This is a genomic window from Myroides sp. LJL115 (assembly GCF_054871665.1).
In genome coordinates, this window is the sequence record NZ_JBTXLS010000051.1 from 1 (window position 1) to 22,057 (window position 22,057).

The 22,057-nt window shown below is 32.6% G+C and carries 9 protein-coding genes and 1 CRISPR repeat array; of the genes, 6 read left to right on the forward strand and 3 right to left on the reverse strand.

Going from position 1 to position 22,057, the window contains the following annotated elements; translation table 11 throughout:
* The first annotated feature begins 139 nt into the window (after positions 1 to 139).
* A CRISPR array of direct repeats spans positions 140 to 6,978; the repeat unit is 50 nt; unit sequence GTTGTGAATTGCTTTCAAATTATTGTAAATTTATCAGGTAATACCGCAGC.
* 496 nt (positions 6,979 to 7,474) lie between these two features.
* Complete coding sequence (cas2, locus tag ACYSNX_RS11235; protein WP_461754765.1) at positions 7,475 to 7,813, reverse strand: CRISPR-associated endonuclease Cas2; 339 nt, start codon at positions 7,811 to 7,813, stop codon at positions 7,475 to 7,477.
* Positions 7,814 to 8,122: 309 nt separating this feature from the next.
* Entirely contained in the window at positions 8,123 to 12,328 is a 4,206-nt protein-coding gene (gene cas9 / locus ACYSNX_RS11240; protein WP_461754766.1) for a type II CRISPR RNA-guided endonuclease Cas9, read from the reverse strand.
* Positions 12,329 to 12,828: 500 nt separating this feature from the next.
* Here cas9 and mnmA point away from each other — a divergent pair, with 500 nt between their 5' ends.
* The 3 genes from mnmA to acs all read left to right on the forward strand — a co-directional run bounded on the left by mnmA (position 12,829) and on the right by acs (position 17,039).
* Positions 12,829 to 14,040: a tRNA 2-thiouridine(34) synthase MnmA gene (gene mnmA / locus ACYSNX_RS11245; RefSeq protein ID WP_461754767.1), complete on the forward strand. Its 1,212-nt coding sequence runs from the start codon at positions 12,829 to 12,831 to the stop codon at positions 14,038 to 14,040.
* A gap of 17 nt (positions 14,041 to 14,057) precedes the next feature.
* Entirely contained in the window at positions 14,058 to 14,996 is a 939-nt protein-coding gene (locus ACYSNX_RS11250; RefSeq protein ID WP_461754768.1) for an NAD(P)H-dependent flavin oxidoreductase, read from the forward strand.
* Positions 14,997 to 15,131: 135 nt separating this feature from the next.
* The gene (gene acs, locus ACYSNX_RS11255) at positions 15,132 to 17,039 is read left to right on the forward strand and encodes an acetate--CoA ligase (RefSeq protein WP_461754769.1); all 1,908 of its coding nucleotides are present in this window, start codon (positions 15,132 to 15,134) and stop codon (positions 17,037 to 17,039) included.
* Between the two features lie 61 nt (positions 17,040 to 17,100).
* Here the strand turns inward: acs and ACYSNX_RS11260 are convergent, their stop codons facing one another.
* On the reverse strand, positions 17,101 to 18,204 hold the full coding sequence (locus ACYSNX_RS11260) for a hypothetical protein (RefSeq protein ID WP_461754770.1): 1,104 nt from the start codon (positions 18,202 to 18,204) through the stop codon (positions 17,101 to 17,103).
* Positions 18,205 to 18,493: 289 nt separating this feature from the next.
* Between ACYSNX_RS11260 and ACYSNX_RS11265 the strand changes: the two genes are divergently transcribed.
* The 3 genes from ACYSNX_RS11265 to ACYSNX_RS11275 are packed head-to-tail and all read left to right on the forward strand — an operon-like array spanning position 18,494 to position 21,741.
* A complete protein-coding gene (locus ACYSNX_RS11265; RefSeq protein WP_461754771.1) occupies positions 18,494 to 19,357 on the forward strand; it encodes a hypothetical protein in 864 nt (287 codons plus the stop codon).
* Positions 19,358 to 19,386: 29 nt separating this feature from the next.
* Positions 19,387 to 20,475 (forward strand): DUF695 domain-containing protein, encoded by a 1,089-nt coding sequence (locus ACYSNX_RS11270; protein WP_461754772.1) that lies wholly within the window; start codon positions 19,387 to 19,389, stop codon positions 20,473 to 20,475.
* Between the two features lie 12 nt (positions 20,476 to 20,487).
* On the forward strand, positions 20,488 to 21,741 hold the full coding sequence (locus ACYSNX_RS11275) for a hypothetical protein (RefSeq protein WP_461754773.1): 1,254 nt from the start codon (positions 20,488 to 20,490) through the stop codon (positions 21,739 to 21,741).
* The last annotated feature ends 316 nt before the right edge of the window (positions 21,742 to 22,057 follow it).

Below are 22,057 nucleotides of genomic sequence, written 5' to 3' on the forward strand. Positions count from 1 at the left end.
TTATCGGAAATTTTGGTGCTATTAGCGGAATAATTGGTGCACATTGCTCCGGAATAATTGGTGCGCATTGCGGAATAAATGGTGTAATTTGGTCGGATTAGTGGTGCACTATAGAGTGGAATATCCATAACCCATCTTCGTTGTGAATTGCTTTCAAATTATTGTAAATTTATCAGGTAATACCGCAGCGTAGTATGGAGTCAAATAAATGTAAACATAGTTGTGAATTGCTTTCAAATTATTGTAAATTTATCAGGTAATACCGCAGCTTTTTAATCATTCCTATGTGAGCATTGGTAGTTGTGAATTGCTTTCAAATTATTGTAAATTTATCAGGTAATACCGCAGCGTTTGGTCGAAATTAGATAATAAAAAATCAGTTGTGAATTGCTTTCAAATTATTGTAAATTTATCAGGTAATACCGCAGCAAAACAATATTTTACTTAGAAGATGTAGCAGTTGTGAATTGCTTTCAAATTATTGTAAATTTATCAGGTAATACCGCAGCACCAAAATATTTTTTTAGCGATCCCCTATCGTTGTGAATTGCTTTCAAATTATTGTAAATTTATCAGGTAATACCGCAGCCGAAAGAATACTAATATCAAGAATGCAAGTGTTGTGAATTGCTTTCAAATTATTGTAAATTTATCAGGTAATACCGCAGCTCTTTTATCAGACATCTGCCTTAATGGATGGTTGTGAATTGCTTTCAAATTATTGTAAATTTATCAGGTAATACCGCAGCAAAAATTATTTATTTCTGTTCTTCCTTTTTGTTGTGAATTGCTTTCAAATTATTGTAAATTTATCAGGTAATACCGCAGCAGATAATAAAAAAACCCTTACACAAGGGCAGTTGTGAATTGCTTTCAAATTATTGTAAATTTATCAGGTAATACCGCAGCTTACCAGACTTAATCAGCTTGATAGTATCTGTTGTGAATTGCTTTCAAATTATTGTAAATTTATCAGGTAATACCGCAGCGTGCTATTAATATCAATCAATACGCATCTCGTTGTGAATTGCTTTCAAATTATTGTAAATTTATCAGGTAATACCGCAGCCAAAACACACAAAACTATGTTACGCAAATTGTTGTGAATTGCTTTCAAATTATTGTAAATTTATCAGGTAATACCGCAGCTTCCCTCCAAGACTTAACTTCACTAACACCGTTGTGAATTGCTTTCAAATTATTGTAAATTTATCAGGTAATACCGCAGCATATTTGCGAAGTATAGAGCAGGTGGTGTTGTTGTGAATTGCTTTCAAATTATTGTAAATTTATCAGGTAATACCGCAGCTGCAATCGTATTAGGAGCATAGCCAACATCGTTGTGAATTGCTTTCAAATTATTGTAAATTTATCAGGTAATACCGCAGCAGAGATACGCTAAGTGGGCTAGCTCTGCTCGTTGTGAATTGCTTTCAAATTATTGTAAATTTATCAGGTAATACCGCAGCACTCCATGTGAGTAAAACTCAAGTAATCTAGGTTGTGAATTGCTTTCAAATTATTGTAAATTTATCAGGTAATACCGCAGCTTAATATTAGTGTTAGATTCCTTACTTCCTGTTGTGAATTGCTTTCAAATTATTGTAAATTTATCAGGTAATACCGCAGCATATCACCATCAACATAAACTAAAGCAACTGTTGTGAATTGCTTTCAAATTATTGTAAATTTATCAGGTAATACCGCAGCTGTTCGAAAAGCTATATAAAGAGCTTGAGCGTTGTGAATTGCTTTCAAATTATTGTAAATTTATCAGGTAATACCGCAGCATAGGCAAGCCCACAAAATAAGCCGAAGTAGTTGTGAATTGCTTTCAAATTATTGTAAATTTATCAGGTAATACCGCAGCAAATATTACCTTGAAAGAGGTTACTCCCAAGTTGTGAATTGCTTTCAAATTATTGTAAATTTATCAGGTAATACCGCAGCAAAGTCGTAGTTACCAAGTTAACTAGCTATGTTGTGAATTGCTTTCAAATTATTGTAAATTTATCAGGTAATACCGCAGCGAAGGGCGATTTTTCCCCCCAACCGAAGGGGTTGTGAATTGCTTTCAAATTATTGTAAATTTATCTACGCTATCAAAATGACCGTTGACCTAACGGTTGTGAATTGCTTTCAAATTATTGTAAATTTATCAGGTAATACCGCAGCGAAGGGCGATTTTTCCCCCCAACCGAAGGGGTTGTGAATTGCTTTCAAATTATTGTAAATTTATCAGGTAATACCGCAGCTGTTGCTTTGCAGTTACTACATATCTCACTGTTGTGAATTGCTTTCAAATTATTGTAAATTTATCAGGTAATACCGCAGCGTCTATTTGGTTAGCCTTACAAGCATTCCAGTTGTGAATTGCTTTCAAATTATTGTAAATTTATCAGGTAATACCGCAGCCTTGTAAGTGTTACAAAAAAAGGCTGTCCAAGTTGTGAATTGCTTTCAAATTATTGTAAATTTATCAGGTAATACCGCAGCACAAGACACCTCTTGACCTTAGACAACGCAGTTGTGAATTGCTTTCAAATTATTGTAAATTTATCAGGTAATACCGCAGCAAAACCTACAAGCTTTTAGCTGCGCTAAAAGTTGTGAATTGCTTTCAAATTATTGTAAATTTATCAGGTAATACCGCAGCGTTATTGGTTATTATATTATCTCAAAGGGGGTTGTGAATTGCTTTCAAATTATTGTAAATTTATCAGGTAATACCGCAGCAATGCATTAAGTTATTTAATAGGTTGAAAAGTTGTGAATTGCTTTCAAATTATTGTAAATTTATCAGGTAATACCGCAGCTTTACGATCAAGTTGAAAAAGAAATAGATAGTTGTGAATTGCTTTCAAATTATTGTAAATTTATCAGGTAATACCGCAGCTATCTATTGTTTTAGACTTCTGAACCTTTCGTTGTGAATTGCTTTCAAATTATTGTAAATTTATCAGGTAATACCGCAGCTTGATTTTGTAGTTCATCAATTGTGCAAGTGTTGTGAATTGCTTTCAAATTATTGTAAATTTATCAGGTAATACCGCAGCTTTACAATGCTCTCTCCCTCTAGCTTATATGTTGTGAATTGCTTTCAAATTATTGTAAATTTATCAGGTAATACCGCAGCCTGCGTTCATCGCATCCGCAATCCTCTCCAGTTGTGAATTGCTTTCAAATTATTGTAAATTTATCAGGTAATACCGCAGCATAATGTACTCCCTAGTACGCATATCTATTGGTTGTGAATTGCTTTCAAATTATTGTAAATTTATCAGGTAATACCGCAGCTATCGGCAAGATGTGTTCTTTATGGACGTCGTTGTGAATTGCTTTCAAATTATTGTAAATTTATCAGGTAATACCGCAGCTGTCGCTCTCTCTCTTTTTCCTTGTTAATTGTTGTGAATTGCTTTCAAATTATTGTAAATTTATCAGGTAATACCGCAGCTACACAATTGTTCGCCCTGCTGTCCTCCTTGTTGTGAATTGCTTTCAAATTATTGTAAATTTATCAGGTAATACCGCAGCTGCTTCCGATATCCAAACGGTTATGCACTTGTTGTGAATTGCTTTCAAATTATTGTAAATTTATCAGGTAATACCGCAGCTCTTATAAAAATGAGGACGTGCCGGCATCTGTTGTGAATTGCTTTCAAATTATTGTAAATTTATCAGGTAATACCGCAGCTTAATCCGCCTTTGGATTGGATTAAGTTAAGTTGTGAATTGCTTTCAAATTATTGTAAATTTATCAGGTAATACCGCAGCGTAAGTCTTTACCTTGTGTATTAGATATTTGTTGTGAATTGCTTTCAAATTATTGTAAATTTATCAGGTAATACCGCAGCTAGGGCGAGAACAGTTATTATAATACATTTAGTTGTGAATTGCTTTCAAATTATTGTAAATTTATCAGGTAATACCGCAGCACGCTCTCTTTTGCACCATAACGATAACCAGTTGTGAATTGCTTTCAAATTATTGTAAATTTATCAGGTAATACCGCAGCCATTTTATAAATGGGCTGCTAATTTTGTAGGTTGTGAATTGCTTTCAAATTATTGTAAATTTATCAGGTAATACCGCAGCACTCCCCTTGTTTCGATAATAGCTTCTTTGGTTGTGAATTGCTTTCAAATTATTGTAAATTTATCAGGTAATACCGCAGCGGACAATCCACTTGGATAATCTCCTTACTAGTTGTGAATTGCTTTCAAATTATTGTAAATTTATCAGGTAATACCGCAGCATAATTCATTAGCGTTCCAAAAGCTTGCTAGTTGTGAATTGCTTTCAAATTATTGTAAATTTATCAGGTAATACCGCAGCTTAGCTTCTGTTTTAATACTTCTAAATCTTGTTGTGAATTGCTTTCAAATTATTGTAAATTTATCAGGTAATACCGCAGCACATTGTTCCGTCTAATGTTTTAGCACTCGGTTGTGAATTGCTTTCAAATTATTGTAAATTTATCAGGTAATACCGCAGCCCTGAAAGCGTTATTTCTTTTAACCCTTTAGTTGTGAATTGCTTTCAAATTATTGTAAATTTATCAGGTAATACCGCAGCTCAGTAACCTTGCTCATTGCCTGCTCTAGTGTTGTGAATTGCTTTCAAATTATTGTAAATTTATCAGGTAATACCGCAGCTATGTTTTTAGTTCGAAGCCATTATCCCCAGTTGTGAATTGCTTTCAAATTATTGTAAATTTATCAGGTAATACCGCAGCATAACCTTGGTTAAAGTTAGGTTGCTGTGTGTTGTGAATTGCTTTCAAATTATTGTAAATTTATCAGGTAATACCGCAGCTAAGGCTTTTTTTCCTTATTTAGAATACCTGTTGTGAATTGCTTTCAAATTATTGTAAATTTATCAGGTAATACCGCAGCTTTTTACATTGATGCAGGTGTTTGTACTTTGTTGTGAATTGCTTTCAAATTATTGTAAATTTATCAGGTAATACCGCAGCTAATCCGAAGCTATTAGCTCGAAGTCGTTAGTTGTGAATTGCTTTCAAATTATTGTAAATTTATCAGGTAATACCGCAGCACATTTAAAAATTTATTCATTGGATATAATGTTGTGAATTGCTTTCAAATTATTGTAAATTTATCAGGTAATACCGCAGCCTTCATTCTCTCCAGATAAGCGAGCGAAGCGTTGTGAATTGCTTTCAAATTATTGTAAATTTATCAGGTAATACCGCAGCTAATTGGTTCCAGGATATGGAAGCCCTATAGTTGTGAATTGCTTTCAAATTATTGTAAATTTATCAGGTAATACCGCAGCTTCTAGCATCAGGGTCTGTGTATTTTTCTAGTTGTGAATTGCTTTCAAATTATTGTAAATTTATCAGGTAATACCGCAGCGAAATAGATAATTGTCCTTTAGTCCAACCCGTTGTGAATTGCTTTCAAATTATTGTAAATTTATCAGGTAATACCGCAGCGTAGACGACTTAGCAAAAATCACAGAAGCAGTTGTGAATTGCTTTCAAATTATTGTAAATTTATCAGGTAATACCGCAGCACGCACTAGGTTACGCACTTGGTAAGTTTAGTTGTGAATTGCTTTCAAATTATTGTAAATTTATCAGGTAATACCGCAGCATGGTTATGGCAGATATGAACACACAGAAAGTTGTGAATTGCTTTCAAATTATTGTAAATTTATCAGGTAATACCGCAGCGTGTAGATGTGGTTTTCAATTATCGTTTAAGTTGTGAATTGCTTTCAAATTATTGTAAATTTATCAGGTAATACCGCAGCCATTACTATGATGAAGAAAATATCAAAGTAGTTGTGAATTGCTTTCAAATTATTGTAAATTTATCAGGTAATACCGCAGCTTAATGGTATAACAGAGCAATATTACAATGGTTGTGAATTGCTTTCAAATTATTGTAAATTTATCAGGTAATACCGCAGCTTCACAGTTGTTTTTTTCAGAAAGATACCTGTTGTGAATTGCTTTCAAATTATTGTAAATTTATCAGGTAATACCGCAGCGTATAGGTGCGAATGAGTTTTTAAAATACTGTTGTGAATTGCTTTCAAATTATTGTAAATTTATCAGGTAATACCGCAGCGTTCAAATTAATAAACATCTTACAGATGCTGTTGTGAATTGCTTTCAAATTATTGTAAATTTATCAGGTAATACCGCAGCAATACATAACTTAAAAGTTTCAGTTAAAGAGTTGTGAATTGCTTTCAAATTATTGTAAATTTATCAGGTAATACCGCAGCAGTGATGGAAGATTGGATTGATGGAAATTTGTTGTGAATTGCTTTCAAATTATTGTAAATTTATCAGGTAATACCGCAGCACAGTTATCAATTTACAAAGTAATGGTTCAGTTGTGAATTGCTTTCAAATTATTGTAAATTTATCAGGTAATACCGCAGCTATAAAGACTTAGAAAAAGAATCAGATACTGTTGTGAATTGCTTTCAAATTATTGTAAATTTATCAGGTAATACCGCAGCCATCCAGATGTAAAACATCTTGAAAACTTTGTTGTGAATTGCTTTCAAATTATTGTAAATTTATCAGGTAATACCGCAGCGTGTTAATTTCCTTCCATATCAAAGGAGCTGTTGTGAATTGCTTTCAAATTATTGTAAATTTATCAGGTAATACCGCAGCAAACCTTTGTTGAAAAATGGAGAATTAACAGTTGTGAATTGCTTTCAAATTATTGTAAATTTATCAGGTAATACCGCAGCACAACTTTTTATCACAAAATTTATCCCCCTGTTGTGAATTGCTTTCAAATTATTGTAAATTTATCAGGTAATACCGCAGCGCCTTTATTGTGTTTTTTGTTTTAGCAGTAGTTGTGAATTGCTTTCAAATTATTGTAAATTTATCAGGTAATACCGCAGCGTGGTGTAATTTCATGAAATCTACTTAACAGTTGTGAATTGCTTTCAAATTATTGTAAATTTATCAGGTAATACCGCAGCCCTCACTTGAATAGTAGGAAAACATAGGGGCTAGGAGGGATTCACGATGTCTAAAAAACAAAAAAACACTATAGAAAAAATAGATTTCGTAGTGTTTTTTTATTTCTATTAGCAACTCTAGTGGACATTCCGACGAAAGTGCACCAAAGTGGACTGCACTATGGAGTGGAGTATTCAACTCTAGTTTGGTTATAATAGATATTTCAAAAAAAAATCCAATATTTTATCCTATAGTAAACTATTGTCAGAATACCCACCCTTTTGCACTATTTAAATTTTTTGTAAAGAAGACTTGTGCAAGAATCAATCTTTAATTTAAAGCCTGTTGTTTGTATTAAATGTTTTAAAAAGATTATTAGGCATTAAAAAGAGTGTAAGCTCTTTATCTATTAGCCCTATAGGGTAGTTAAAAAATCATTGAGTTTTAATTTTATAAGGTTACGTATCAGGAAATGTACCTAAATGGATTCACTAAATTTTTTAAGGGGAATCTGGGTTAAAATAGTTCTAATTGTTGTGGCATTACGGGAAGCTCTGTTTCTTTTTTTGCAGAAAATAATTCCATTTGGCCAAATTGTTTATCAGTTATACAGAGTATACCAATTTTTCCCTCTGGAGGAAGTTGCTTTTTTACCCTTTTAATATGTACTTCCGCATTTTCTTTGCTAGGACAGTGCCTGATATAGATAGAAAATTGGAACATATTAAAGCCATCATCTATTAATTTTTTTCTAAACTTAGTGGCGACACTTCTCTGACGCTTGGATTCTGTTGGTAAATCAAAAAAGACTAATATCCACATAATTCTATATGCATTATAACGACTAAAGCTCATTAGTTAGTGATATGTTTGTTAGTAAATTTTTAGTTTTTTTGCAATTGCCTTCTTTTCTTCTAGTATATATGACTATTTTAGACTCTGTTTCTATCCTTATTTACTACAAGTAACTCGTTACTTTAATATTTTATTGGTAGGTGTAAATTTGGGCATACTCTTAAATTGTTAGATGGAGAATATAAAGAAATAGAGTTACTACTTTTTTTTGGGTCATGCGTATCGTCTGTATTTGTGTGGCGATACGCAAATTTTAGATAGAATCAACGCAAGCAAAATGGCCAATCAATCAAAACTGTTGGTTTTATATTAATATTCGCCAACTTGAACTATCTCTCCTAAATGGTTGGTCCTTACTTTTGTTATTTTTTGTATACCATTAAGACCTTCACGTTTCCAGGTAATTGATTTTAACTCTTTAATATTTTCAACTGTAGTTTCTAAATGATGTCTAAAGGTGTAATCCTTAGTTGAAATTTTCTGTGCCCTAAAAAGGTGCTTACTTATTATTGCATAGTTGTTTCTATCGAATAGATCGAATTCTGTTGGATTAAACTCATCTGATGGGAATAAGAATAAATCATTTTGTTTTATAGTAAATAAGAATTTCCATCCTAAATGTTGGTTAAATGTTTTATCGATTGTTGGTAAGTGTTGATTTACACGTTCCACCGCTTCAAATAGAGATACGACGCTTTCTTGTAAATTTCCGTTTTCATCTTCATATATTGCTACGTGATGATTATTTCCAGTATTAATAAAATTGACAGGTATATTGTGCCCTTGGCTATCTAATATGTTGCGACCCAAATGGTTTTTTTTGATATGTAAGGGTAGAGCATTTTTGACACCTGAGATGCTTACACGTTTAATAGCAATTCCTTTTTCTTTATTTAACCAAATAGGATTTTTATCTAAATCAGAAAATGCAGCTATAGCATTATTATCAAATTCTTTCAGTCTTTTTTCTAAGATTCGTTTAATACCTATATCAATTACTTTATCAATCTTTAAATCTGGTGAAATTTCTTTTCTTATGGTGTAATCCTCTTGTAGATAAAGTACTTTAACAGTATCTGGCATCCTAATATCTTTTTCTAAACTTATATAAATAGGGGTTTTATTTAAGGCATTTTTACCACCAAAGGCTTTTTTGGGATCATTATTATTATCTTTTAATCTTTTTAGTAATAATTTACGATAGGTTGGATTAGTTACTTTTTCAATCACTTCTCTAGTAAATTTAGGACCTACTTTTTCTTTTTCTACAATATGTTGGTTAATTTTTCCATATACAGTTTCCTTGTGTAATTGGCCTCGAGGTGTTAATGTTATTTGCTCTATATTTGCCCCGCTTATTTTGTTAATGTTTTTTGTTACAACTTTATTTTTCGATTTATGCGAAATTAAAATCTTCTCTAAATGGTCTTTCACTGTAGATCTAAAGTTGGTAAACGGTTCATTAAAAACCCTTTTTCTATTTCCTGAAGAATCTTTTGTAATATGTGTTTCTTTTGCTTCAATTGCACTAATATTAGCATGTAGTTTGTCAGAAGTATTCTTTCTAGCATTTAGATTATTAAGGTATTGAATATGATTATGTTTTGTAAATGCCACGGTTAAAGCATCCATAGCATGGTGACGGTGATCATTGCGTTTGGTCCAATTACTTATAACTTCTTTTTTATTGCCATCTTTCATTTCAATGAATTCAGTGAGGCCTGCAGTTCTATATTTGGGAAAATTTAATTCTTGCATAATATTGATTAGTCCCCAATCTTCACGTAGACGATTCGTAATTTTTCCAGAAGTAGAAACAACAAAGGGAGTAATTTCAAATAATATCGATTTTGCTTTCTTTGCAATATATTGTGTTTCTCGTAAATCCCTTTCAATGAAACCTTCTCCAATTTCTTTTTCGGTCATTAATAATTTTTTATATTTCGATTTAGATATGCCTTCTGAGTCTCCTAAGCTAAATAAATCCGTAACCCTTGTTTGAAATTCATTAGCCTTTTCCATGCCATATTCAGATAGAATAAAGTCATAAGCAGTTTGATTCCCTTTTTTAAGGTTTATATTTCTTGGTACTAAGGTTTTATTTGAAAAACTATCATCAAATAATTTAGATTGTGGAATAATATGTTCTATATCATATTTTTTAGTAAAGATGTCCTTTCTCTGTATATATTGATTTGTATATAAATCTTTATATCCATTATTCTTAAGTTCATTATACAGTTTGAATCTTATGATATCACTTCTAGTAGGATTTTTTATTCCATCCTCCCTTTGTAGTATTTTTACAAATTTCTCATGGTCTGCTTTTCCTTTTGCCATAGATTTAGTTAGGTCTTCTCGCTCTTTTGCATTTTTTTTAAGTTCACGTGCTAACTCTATACGAATCTCATCGAATTTAAAATTAGGTTCTTTTCCTTGAGCTAATAATTTGTCATTTTCTTCTTGAATCAATGTATTGACAACATTAATCATTTGATTTAAGATTTTTTCAACTACAGGATTTCTTAAACTATTTTTAGTCAAGATGGTTAATTGACTTTTTAGTTCTCTCTTAGCATTTTCTTCTCTAGTAAGAGAATCTTTAGAATGTTTATACCCAGCAAGGGTACAGGCAGTACTGTAATTATTTTCTTTAATGAAAGGGAATATTTTTCTAATTGCTTTTGCTGACAAATTGCCATAATCGTCTTGGAATAATACACTTCCAATATACTTAGCTTGATCAAGGGAAAAATTGAATTTTTTATGTAGTAATTTATATAAAGTATCAAGACCAGTTGGCGAACTATCTTCCTCATATGAATATAGTAAATGCCATAGTTGGTAGGAGGCTTGTTTTTCAAAATCTTTTCCTTCCAAAGTAGCATCAAACTTCAAGATGTCGGTATTGATGTGTAAATTTTTAAAAATAGAAGATATCATTTCTTTGATTTCAGAGGAGTTAACAAGTAAATCGCTTAATTCGATATCATCTTTATTGAGTTTTATTTTTAATTCGTTTCTAACGTCATAACCTTCCATATCTAGAATATCTAAATAAGCATTATAGAGAGCTTTATTAGTATTATTACCCTCTAATTCAGTATAATTTAACTCCCATTCTTTAGGCTTGTCTTCGATTAATTTGAGGACTTGAGCACTACTTAATTTACCTCTTAAATTTAACTCTTCAAATAAATGCTCTTTTTGTTCAGTAGCTAAGTTTACAACTTCATTTGTTTTCTTATTACGCAAAGTAACATTATGTAGTTGCTGCCATATTTTAAACTCTTGAAATAAAGGAGAAGATTTAGGAGTGACACGGTGTCCAATTGTCTTAGTTTTTCCATTAATTTGTTTCTCTTCTTGCTCTAATTGACAAAAACTTATTAGCCCCTTCTGAGATTTTAGTTTTCTTTGATAGAAAATTATAGTATCTCTTATGTCTTTTTTAAGGGCAGGGGTTAGCTTATTGGGGTAAAATTTAGCTTGAGTATCCCATATTTTTTCGAATTCATCTAAGTAATCTTGCCTGTAAAAAACTTGATTTTTTAAGGTTATATGTTGGTTGTGACATAATTGCTTATAGAGATATTGACCTACTGTTATTTGATTAAAGTAGAGTTCTTTGCTTCTATCACTTATTGCACCTAAGTAACCAGATGAATTGTGTATTTGTCCATTTATTTCAGCAATTACGTATGCAACGATTTCCTTATCTAGTTGTTTGGTCAAAGCATCACAACGCCATTTATAAGCCTGTATTCTTTTTTCTTCCCTAGTTCCTTTATTTTCTGCCGTGTTAAATTTATAAGTTGTCCAAAATTGTGCAGAAGTTGCCCTAAGTCCTTTTCCTTTAAGTAACTCTTTAAATTCAAAGGTTAAAATTTCAGGATGAAACCTTTGTTGGGCGGTCCAAATTAAATTTAGCTCTTGATTTAAATCAGAGCGATAATAATCAGGTAATTTCTTTATACCCTCTGTAATTAGTTGTAAGGACAATTGCCCAGGAGTTAAATCTTCGTTATAGAGTCTTTTAGCCACAGTCATACCGTCAATTAATTGTCCTTCTTCGGTATTATTTACTTTACGACTACTTTTATATCCTCTTTTTTTGTTAATCATCAGTAATACTCTCGCGAAATCCTCTAAGCTTATTTGTTGGGTAACTGCTTTATCTCTTAAGCGGAATGTTTCAAAAGTTGAATTATTATTATTTTCTGCTAATATTGTATCATCAGAAATCCAATTATTCTGTTTTAAAGTGGCTATAAGGTCTTTGCGTCTTAGTTTATAGCGTTGTAGATTACGTCGTGCTGAACGAGCTAGGGTCCTTGTTGCATTAGTGGTAATTGGTTTGCCTTTCTCAAAGTTTATTTGCTCGTCAACAGTAAGAGGGTTTACACGGACACCAATTTTTTCTATGAAAGATGTTTCATTTTTATTTTCAGCTTCGTGAACAAATGCCCATCCAATCGACGTTGTACCTAAGTCTAAACCTAATATTCTTTTCATAATTTTTACTTTTCGTTAGTTAGTGTAAAGTATTATATGTAATAATACGATAAAATATTTAATAAATGTTTTTTTTATCCAAATAAAATTATACATTTGACAATACAATAATGAAAGCAATTCACAATAAGGATTATTCCGTTGTGAAAACATTTAGTTGCCTCGACTATAACGGGGCATTTTTTTATGATGTTCTTGATGTATTTTCACAAATTAAATTTTCATAATTATTTTACAGCTTTTTTTAAGTATCCAATATTGATACTTTTTAGTTGATTTTATTGAAAGAGTTTAAAAATGAATTTGACATTCTAGTCCACTTTAAAGATTTTCTTTAGATCTTAAAGAAAAGTGATAATATACTTTGTAAAAAAAATTGACATTTTTTTTACACATTCTAATTTTTAGCTCCATCTTCATGGTTAAACCTTTATCAAAACAATATGTATTGTTTTTTTAATTGCGTATTTTTGCAGCTTATTTTATAGATAAAAATATTTATGAAAAGAGTAGTAGTAGGTCTTTCAGGTGGTGTAGACTCAAGTGTAGCCGCTTACTTATTGAAAGAACAAGGATATGAAGTTATTGGGTTATTCATGAAAAATTGGCACGACGATTCTGTGACCATTTCTAATGAATGTCCATGGCTAGAGGATAGTAATGATGCTTTAATCGTAGCTGAAAAATTAGGTATACCATTTCAAACTGTTGACTTAAGTGAACAGTATAAAGATAAGATTGTAGATTATATGTTTAAGGAATACGAAAATGGTCGTACTCCTAATCCTGATGTGCTTTGTAACCGCGAAATTAAATTTGATGTATTTATGAAAATAGCATTGAGTTTAGGAGCGGATTACGTAGCTACAGGTCATTATTGTAGAAAAGAGGAAGAAACAATTATCGATTCAGATGGGAATGAACAAACTGTTTATAAACTATTAGCAGGAGTAGACCCTAATAAAGATCAGTCTTACTTCTTATGTCAATTATCTCAAGAGCAATTAAGTAAAGCCTTATTTCCAGTAGGGGAGCTTTTAAAGCCAGCGGTAAGAGAAATTGCTGCACAAATGGATCTTATAACAGCAGATAAAAAAGACTCACAAGGGTTATGTTTCATTGGTAAAGTTAGATTGCCAGAATTCTTGCAACAACAGTTAAAACCTAAAGATGGTTTTATTTATGAGATTCCTAAAAACGCAAATGTTTTTGAACAAAATAAGGATTTTGAAAACCTTAGTTTAGAAGAGCAGTTACATCTAAGAGCTAAAGCTTTTGTTTATGAACCATCTATGGGTAAAAAAGTAGGGGATCATTATGGGGCGCATTTCTTTACAACAGGACAAAGAAAAGGTTTAAATGTTGGAGGGACTGTAGAGCCTTTATTTGTTATTGCAACAGACGTTAAGGAAAATATTATCTATACTGGTCAAGGAAATCAGCACCCTGGACTATTTCATAGTGTATTATTTGTAAAAGAATCCGAAATTCATTGGATTAGAGAAGATTTAGCTTTGGAAGCGGGGCAAACAATGTCTATATTAGCAAGAATTAGATATCGTCAAGCTTTACAAAAAGCTACTCTACATAAAGTAGAAAGCGGGATGTATGTAGAATTTGAGCAACCTCAATCTGCAATTACCGAAGGTCAGTTTGTATCTTGGCATATCGATGAGCAATTAATTGGCTCAGGAGTGATTTCCAAAGTATAAACAACCAAAAATAAAATATGAATAAAATTTGTGAACTCTTTGGTATTCAACATCCAATTATCCAAGGTGGGATGATTTGGAATAGTGGATACAAATTAGCAAGTGCAGTAAGTAACGCTGGTGGTCTTGGTCTAATTGGAGCGGGGTCTATGTACCCAGATGTTCTATTAGAGCATATTAGAAAATGTAAAAAAGCAACCGATAAACCTTTTGGAGTAAATATTCCAATGCTTTATCCAAATTTGGAGCAAATTATGGATATAGTAATCTCCGAAGGTGTTAAAATAGTGTTTACCTCTGCAGGGAACCCTAAAACATGGACTAAGATTTTAAAGAATCATGGTATTACAGTAGTTCACGTAGTTAGCTCGGCTAAATTTGCTTTGAAAGCCCAAGAAGCTGGTGTAGATGCAGTAGTTGCAGAAGGTTTTGAAGCAGGTGGACATAACGGGCGTGAGGAAACTACCACACTTACTCTTATTCCTAATGTTTGTAAAACAGTAGATATTCCAGTTATAGCAGCTGGGGGTATTGGAACAGGAAAAACGATGTTAGCTGCAATGGTATTAGGAGCTCAGGGAGTTCAAATGGGTACGCGTTTTGTGGCTTCTTTGGAGAGTTCTGCTCATGCTGATTTTAAAAACCTAGTGACTACACTCCAAGAAGGTGACACAGCACTTAGTTTAAAAGAGTTAGCTCCAGTGCGACTTATTAAAAATGAATTCTACCAAGGCTTGCAGGAAATTTACCAAAACGGGCCAGACGTAGAGAAATTAAAAGACTACTTAGGAAGAGCTAGAGCAAAAAGAGGAATGTTTGAAGGAGATTTACAGCAAGGTGAATTAGAAGTAGGACAAATTTCTTCTATGATCGATAAGGTAGATTCTGTGGAGAATATTATCAACGAAATTGTTACTGAGTTCGAGCAAGCAAAGCAATTAATAGTAACTTTATAAGTTTAAAGTTAGAAAAATATAAAGGAGATATTGTTTTTTTACATAAAAAGCAGTATCTCCTTTTGTATTTTATAGGCTTTATGGTATATTTAAGGACCAACATTAACCAATCAACCAAAAAGTGTTTTTTAAATTATGAGTTATTATAAAATTGAAAATCTAGAACAGTACTTTAAACATTATAAGAAATCCGTTCGTGAACCAAGGAAGTTTTGGGATAAAATTGCCCAGGAAAACTTCGTCTGGTACCAAGGATGGGATAAGACCTTTTCCTTTGATACCGATGAGTCTCATTTTAAATGGTTTGTAAATGGAAAGCTAAATATTGTAAAGAATTGTATAGATAGACATCTTTCTAAAAAAGGCGACAAACCGGCCATTATCTTCGAACCGAATAATCCTAGTGAACCAGAGCAAATTATTACTTACCAAGATCTATATCAAAGAGTATGTAAAATGGCTAACGTCTTAAAAGATTTGGGCGTAAAAAAAGGGGATAGGGTTTGTATTTATTTACCAATGATCCCAGAACTAGCTGTTAGTATGCTTGCATGTGCTAGAATTGGAGCAGTGCATAGCGTTATATTTGCAGGTTTCTCTTCTTCGGCAATTGCTAAAAGAGTGAATGATTGTGGAGCTAAAGTGGTTATTACAAGTGATGGTAGCTTTAGAGGGAGTAAGCAAATTGATTTAAAAACAATTGTAGACCAAGCTTTAGAATCTTGCCCTGAAGTAGAAAAGGTATTAGTTGTTAAACGTACTAACAGTCCTGTAGAAATGAAGCCTGGTAGAGATTTATGGCTAGAGGAGCTTTTAGAAAAGGCCTCTGATAATAATGTAGCTACGGTTATGGATTCAGAGGATCCTTTATTTATCTTATATACCTCAGGATCTACAGGAACTCCAAAGGGAATGGTACATACTACAGCTGGATACATGGTACAAACAGCATATTCATTTAAAAATGTATTTGATCACAAAGAAAACGACGTGTTTTGGTGTACTGCAGACTGTGGCTGGATTACTGGGCACTCCTACATTTTATATGGTCCTTTATTAAACGGAGGAACTACTATTATGTTTGAAGGTGTACCAACCTATCCATCTCCAAGCCGTTTTTGGGATGTAATTGATAAATATAAAGTAACCCAATTTTATACTGCTCCAACTGCTATACGCTCTTTAATGACAGAGGATTATAGTCATGTAAATAGCCATGATTTATCTTCACTACGCGTAATAGGATCTGTTGGTGAACCAATTAACGAAGAGGCTTGGCACTGGTATAATGATCATGTTGGAAAGAAAAGATGCCCTATTGTAGATACATGGTGGCAAACCGAAACAGGAAGTATCTTAATTTCACCTTTAGCTTTCCTAACTCCAACTAAGCCAACCTATGCTACTTTACCATTACCTGGTATACAAACGGTTTTAATGGATGAAAAAAGGAATGAAATAAATGACAACCAAGTAGACGGATCATTATGCGTTAAATTTCCATGGCCATCCATGGCAAGAACCATTTGGGGGGATCATAAACGCTATCAGGATACTTATTTCTCTCAATTCCCAGGAATGTATTTTACAGGAGATGGTGCATTAAGAGATGAAGTGGGGTATTACCGTATTACAGGGAGAGCAGATGATGTAGTTATTGTATCCGGACACAACCTAGGAAGTGCTCCAATTGAAGATGCTATCAATGAGCACCCAGCTGTAGCGGAATCTGCTGTTGTTGGTTATCCTCATGATGTAAAAGGAAATGCACTTTATGGTTTTATTACTTTAAAATTAGAAGGTGAATATAGAGATAGAGAAAACCTTAAAAAGGAAATCAACAATATGATTTCAAGCCACATCGGGCCAATTGCTAAGTTAGATAAGATTCAGTTTGTGGATAGTTTACCTAAAACTAGAAGTGGAAAGATTATGCGTAGAATATTGCGTTCTATTGCTCAAGGAGAACAAAAAGAATTTGGAGATGTATCTACTTTAATTAACCCAGAGGTGATCGAGACAATTGTAGAAAATAAAATTTAAAAAAGAAAAGACCGCCACATAGTTTGGCGGTCTTTTTATTTAGTGCTTTTAGTTATATAAGTTACAATAGTTGCCTATTTCTAATGGTGACTGCTATCAATTTATATCCTTCTTTGGTTAAAAGAAATTCAAAGAAATTTTGAGTTAGTTCAGAACTCTCCTTCACATTAATAACTAGACTAAAAGTAGGGAACTCATCTTGTTTTGGCTCATGACAATTATCAAAGTACTCTGGATAAGTATTTGGATCAAAAAGATAGGGATTCAAACCATCTCTATAAATAGTATAGGTGTTTTTCTCATTAGTGAGTTGCAGAAGGCATTCTTGGATCAGGAGATAATTATTACCTATAAACTCTTGTTTAGCAGTTGTCTTCCAGCCCTTACTGGATTGCCAAACAATAGAATCAAAACTAGAACTAAGCAGTTTTTGTTTGTTTAGATTTTTTAGTAAATCCTCTTTAAGCCAAATAGTGAAGTCCTTTTGATCATCTATAAAACTATAATAGCTCTTATCTTTAACTTCAAAACTTATTCGATTACTTTGCTGTGTTGGGAAATTACTTTTTTTTAGAGTAAAAAGATTAAGCTGGTTTTGACTATCAAAATTTTCAATTAAAATAGTGTTAGTAGTGTCTATTAATACCCTTTTACCTCCCTTGAAATAAAAATGGGAATCACCTGTAGATTTTTCTTTATTATAGACAACCCTTTTTGCATTTAATAGCCCAACTAATAAATGGTTATTCACCTTAGATAGCTCATCATATTGGGCTGGAATAACTACTTGGCCTAAGGCATTAATTAGCCCAACTTTCTGAGATGTAGGATCTTTAAATCGTATAAATCCTTCACTTTCACAATCTGGTTTATTATCAAAATAATAGAGACTATCCCTAGCTATCTCTTTTCTGGGTTTACTTAGATAATAACTTTTAATTTTATCTTGCTCAAGTTGTATTACGGCAATAATATTCTCAAAATAATAGGGTGGAGTTATAATAGTTTCTAGAGGCTCTACTTCTATAGATCCATTTGCCGCTCTATAACCAACTTTGGTAGAGTCTTGATTGTAGAACATAGTCCACTTTTGGCTTTTTTGCGCTTGAACCCAGGTAGATGATGTAATAAAAAATAAAGCTATAATTACTTTTAGATCTTTCATTGTTAAAGTGTTTGTAAAAATTATGTTTTTCTAGAAAAATATAACTTCTGTTTTCTCTTATTATTTATAACTTTATAAAGTAGCTTTAGCTAAGTTAAGCCAAATTTTAGTTATTAAAGAGAGTAAAGATCTAGTTGTTTTCAGGTATTTTTAGTCCTTTAGTCCTGTTTTTAGGTTTGATTAATTCTAAATAGCTCAAAAATAGTCTAATATTGCCCTAGCAAGATTTCACTTATGGATGTAAAAGAGAGTCTTCACAGAGAATAATAATTGTAATAATATTGATGTGATGGTAAAAATCAAGAGGGTTACACTACTAGTTTTATTTTGTACAGTATGCATTATAGGATGTCAAAATGATCCAAATAAATTGGAGAATGCTAAAGTAATTAATCAGAATAATACTATTTCTAGAGTAGAAGAAAATACTACTTTAGAAAACAAATCCATACAGCAAAGTCCTAATGAAGTAGTAGAACAGGTTAAATTATTGATACCAACTTATTATAGAAAAGAGAGCCAAGGATACCCTCAGGGATTAGACACAGATAATTGGTATGAACTTTCCAGAGATAGTGTTAGTGGAAAATGGTTTACTACAAAAGCTGATTTTACCCTAACTTATACCTTTGATGATTGCGTAGGGGAGGATGCTCTACTTATTGGGTCTAAGACAAAACAAAGCGCAGTTTTTTTTACTGACTTTGCTCAAAGATCCTTAGAGCCTACTACTCTTGCACAGAGTATTTCTTTGCTGCCAGGACAAAGATATAGTATAGAGACAAGCCAAGGGAAATATATACTAGAGGCTAGCGGAGTTGTCATAGACTATCAGGGGGAACAATACCCCAGTGAGTTTATTGAAAACCACGAACCAATGACATGGTTAAACAATAATATAACAGATTATAGCTTAAAGCTTATTTTACCTAATAAAGAAATAGTTGTCCTTTTTCAGGCACAGCAAATAGAGTCAATTCTTCCTTATGTAATATGGGCTGGCGATATTAATCAAGATAAAGGCTTAGATCTTCTAATCAATGCTACAGACTTTTATGAAAGTGATAATTACTTACTTTTTTTAAGCCAAAAAGTTAGAGAGGATTATACCATAAAATTAGTTGGAGAAATACGTGTAACAAATGATTGTTAATGACAATCTTTAAAAAATAAAAAACTAATATGAAAGAGCAAAATTCAAAGGCAGAATCAGATTCAAAACAGTTTTGGGATTGGTTCCTTGAAAATCAAAATAATTTCTGGCAGGTTGTAAACTCTAAAGACAGAGATAAAATAGAAGAGGAGTTTCTATCTCAATTAGCAGAAAAATTAGCTGAGTTAAGACAAGATATCTTCTATTTCACTGGAATGTACAGCGCCGAACAAGCCGAATTTATATTAACAGCTGACGGTTTTGTTCATAATATAACTTTTATAGAAGATTTAATTAAAGCTGCTCCTAAATTAGATAATTGGCGCTTTACCGCTTTAAAACCGGAGATTAATGTCAATGATTTAGGTATTGATATTCATGGGTATGTCTTTGAGGCGGAAAAGATGGCTTTCTTTTCACCAATTTATCCAGATTTCCCTGATTATGTAAGTATTGTAGTTGCATATTCGGATTATAAGGAAGAAGATCGCGATAACATACTCAATGGAGTAAGTTTATTTATTGATAATTATTTAGGGGAATTAAAGAGCGTTTCTCTTATTGATAATTTACAAGTATGTAGTTTTGAACAAGCAGATCACGAATTAATTCCGATGGATAAACTAAAGGGATATTTACAATATAGAGAAAGTGAATTTGTAGAGAAATATCAAGGTACTCGCTACAATACAGATAAGGATATGTACTCATCTTTACAGGGAGCGAATCCAGAAGGCGCTGTAATCTTAGCCGTAGTAAACAAAACTTTACTTTCTTGGGATGCTAAGGCTTCTCACCCTTGGATGGTGGAAGTAGTAATAGACTTTAATCCTATTGAAAATGGTCTACCTAGTAAAGAAGACTATCAGCTTATTTACGATATGGAGGATTCTTTGGCCTTAAACTTAAAAGACCATGAAGGATATTTAAATGCTGCACGCAAAGTTTCAGACGGGAGTTGTAGTATTTTTTTACCATGTAAAGAATTCAGAGAAGTTTCCCGTTTTTTAGATAAATGGATACTTAACTACCAAGACCGCTTCACTATAAGCTACTATATCTTTAAAGATAAATACTGGCAAAGCTTAAATCAGTTTCAAACCAACGATGATAATTAAAATATTAAAAATATGAATAAAGAAACACTCCGAAAAAAGTGGGATCAACAAGGCAAAGAATATGCAACTAAAATAAATGCTTTTGTAGAAAAAGGGGATAGGCTAGGTTGGGAAAATCTCTCTGGTAAAGATCTAGAAGAACCTCTAGAAACTAGGTTTGATTTAGCTTGTGATGTGGTAGAGTTACTTAAAAAAGCCAATAAGGAAAATGCAGTTGAAAAGTTTAGGGAAGAATTTGCTCCTTCAACTCATGCATTAGAACCTTATTTAAAGGACAAAGGATGTTATATAGGGGATGTCATAGCTGTTGATTTTGATGTAATTGCTTTTATGCAAGGTACTGCCTATCAAGAAAGACAAGCATATCTTGCTACTGGCACTAAAGTTGTTGCCTTAGACCCAGAAATTAAGAGTTTTGGAAAGTCACTTCAAAATGACATTTTCGCTATTGTTTATAGCGACTATATTCTTACTAAAAAGGCTTTTCATGGAGATGTTATCCATCGTTTTGAATTAGGAGAATTACACGATATAGATATTAGTAAAGTCATTCCTTTTAATGATGGGCTTAGAATACTTATAACTAGTAATTCTGGAATTTATGTTCTTGACAAGCAAAAACAAAATTTATTAACTTTAGGAGATACAGAGGATGAGCCTCTACTAATTGACATGGAGAATGCGTGCCTTTCTCTAGATAATTCATATGTGGTGGTTGCTAGCCAAGATAGCAACTTTTTAGTTTTAGATACCCATAATGGATATAGCAAAGTTGGGGATATAGGTCCACTTAGTTCTTACCCTCATTTTTGTTTATTTAGTGCAGATAATACTCAGTTAATTACAAATTCCTGCCATTTTTATAATGGAGAAACCGTTGGAGTAAATACAGAGGATTTATCTGGATTGGATTTAGATCCATATGAGCAAACCGATAAGTGTATTGTATTAGATGAAGAAATGCGTGTTTACCAAGGAGTAGCATTAAATAACTACTATATTTTAGGGGATGCTTATGGTTATATTAGAGCAATTGACACTAATGGAAAACATTTATGGAAGCACTTCTTAGGTTCTACCATTTCAGGAATGAGCTTATCGGTAGATAAAAAACAACTGTATGTAGGAACTTATTCCGGTATAGTTCACAAACTTACTTTAGATAAAAAAGTAAGAGATGCCCATACTATTGGCAATGCTGACATATATGAGGATTTCCGCTTATTTATTTTACAAAATGAAGAGGATCCAATATTCTATTGGTAATATATTTTTACAGCTTTTAGGGTACTTTGCTCTAAAAGCTGTTTTTATATGTGTGCCCAGCATGGACAGTAACTCTAGGGTGCAAGTCCCGAACACGCCTTTACAACGGGAAGTGTTAGCCAAATGCAAGGGTGTCCATCGTGAGGTGGAATCTGAAGGAAGCGCTAGGCAAACCCTTGACCTGACGAACAGAAACTATATCAGGCCCAATAATATCGGATAAGGTTGCATAACAAACTAAAGTCCAAAGTTGTACGGAGATATTTAGGGTAAATATAGCAGGTATATGAGGGGAAAGTTACTGTTCTTACCTGGG

Excerpts from the sequence above, each read along its gene's own strand:
- cas2 (WP_461754765.1), bottom strand. The coding sequence starts at position 7,813 with ATGAGCTTTAGTCGTTATAATGCATATAGAATTATGTGGATATTAGTC.
- cas9 (WP_461754766.1), bottom strand. The coding sequence starts at position 12,328 with ATGAAAAGAATATTAGGTTTAGACTTAGGTACAACGTCGATTGGATGG.
- mnmA (WP_461754767.1), top strand. The coding sequence starts at position 12,829 with ATGAAAAGAGTAGTAGTAGGTCTTTCAGGTGGTGTAGACTCAAGTGTA.
- ACYSNX_RS11250 (WP_461754768.1), top strand. The coding sequence starts at position 14,058 with ATGAATAAAATTTGTGAACTCTTTGGTATTCAACATCCAATTATCCAA.
- acs (WP_461754769.1), top strand. The coding sequence starts at position 15,132 with ATGAGTTATTATAAAATTGAAAATCTAGAACAGTACTTTAAACATTAT.
- ACYSNX_RS11260 (WP_461754770.1), bottom strand. The coding sequence starts at position 18,204 with ATGAAAGATCTAAAAGTAATTATAGCTTTATTTTTTATTACATCATCT.
- ACYSNX_RS11265 (WP_461754771.1), top strand. The coding sequence starts at position 18,494 with ATGGTAAAAATCAAGAGGGTTACACTACTAGTTTTATTTTGTACAGTA.
- ACYSNX_RS11270 (WP_461754772.1), top strand. The coding sequence starts at position 19,387 with ATGAAAGAGCAAAATTCAAAGGCAGAATCAGATTCAAAACAGTTTTGG.
- ACYSNX_RS11275 (WP_461754773.1), top strand. The coding sequence starts at position 20,488 with ATGAATAAAGAAACACTCCGAAAAAAGTGGGATCAACAAGGCAAAGAA.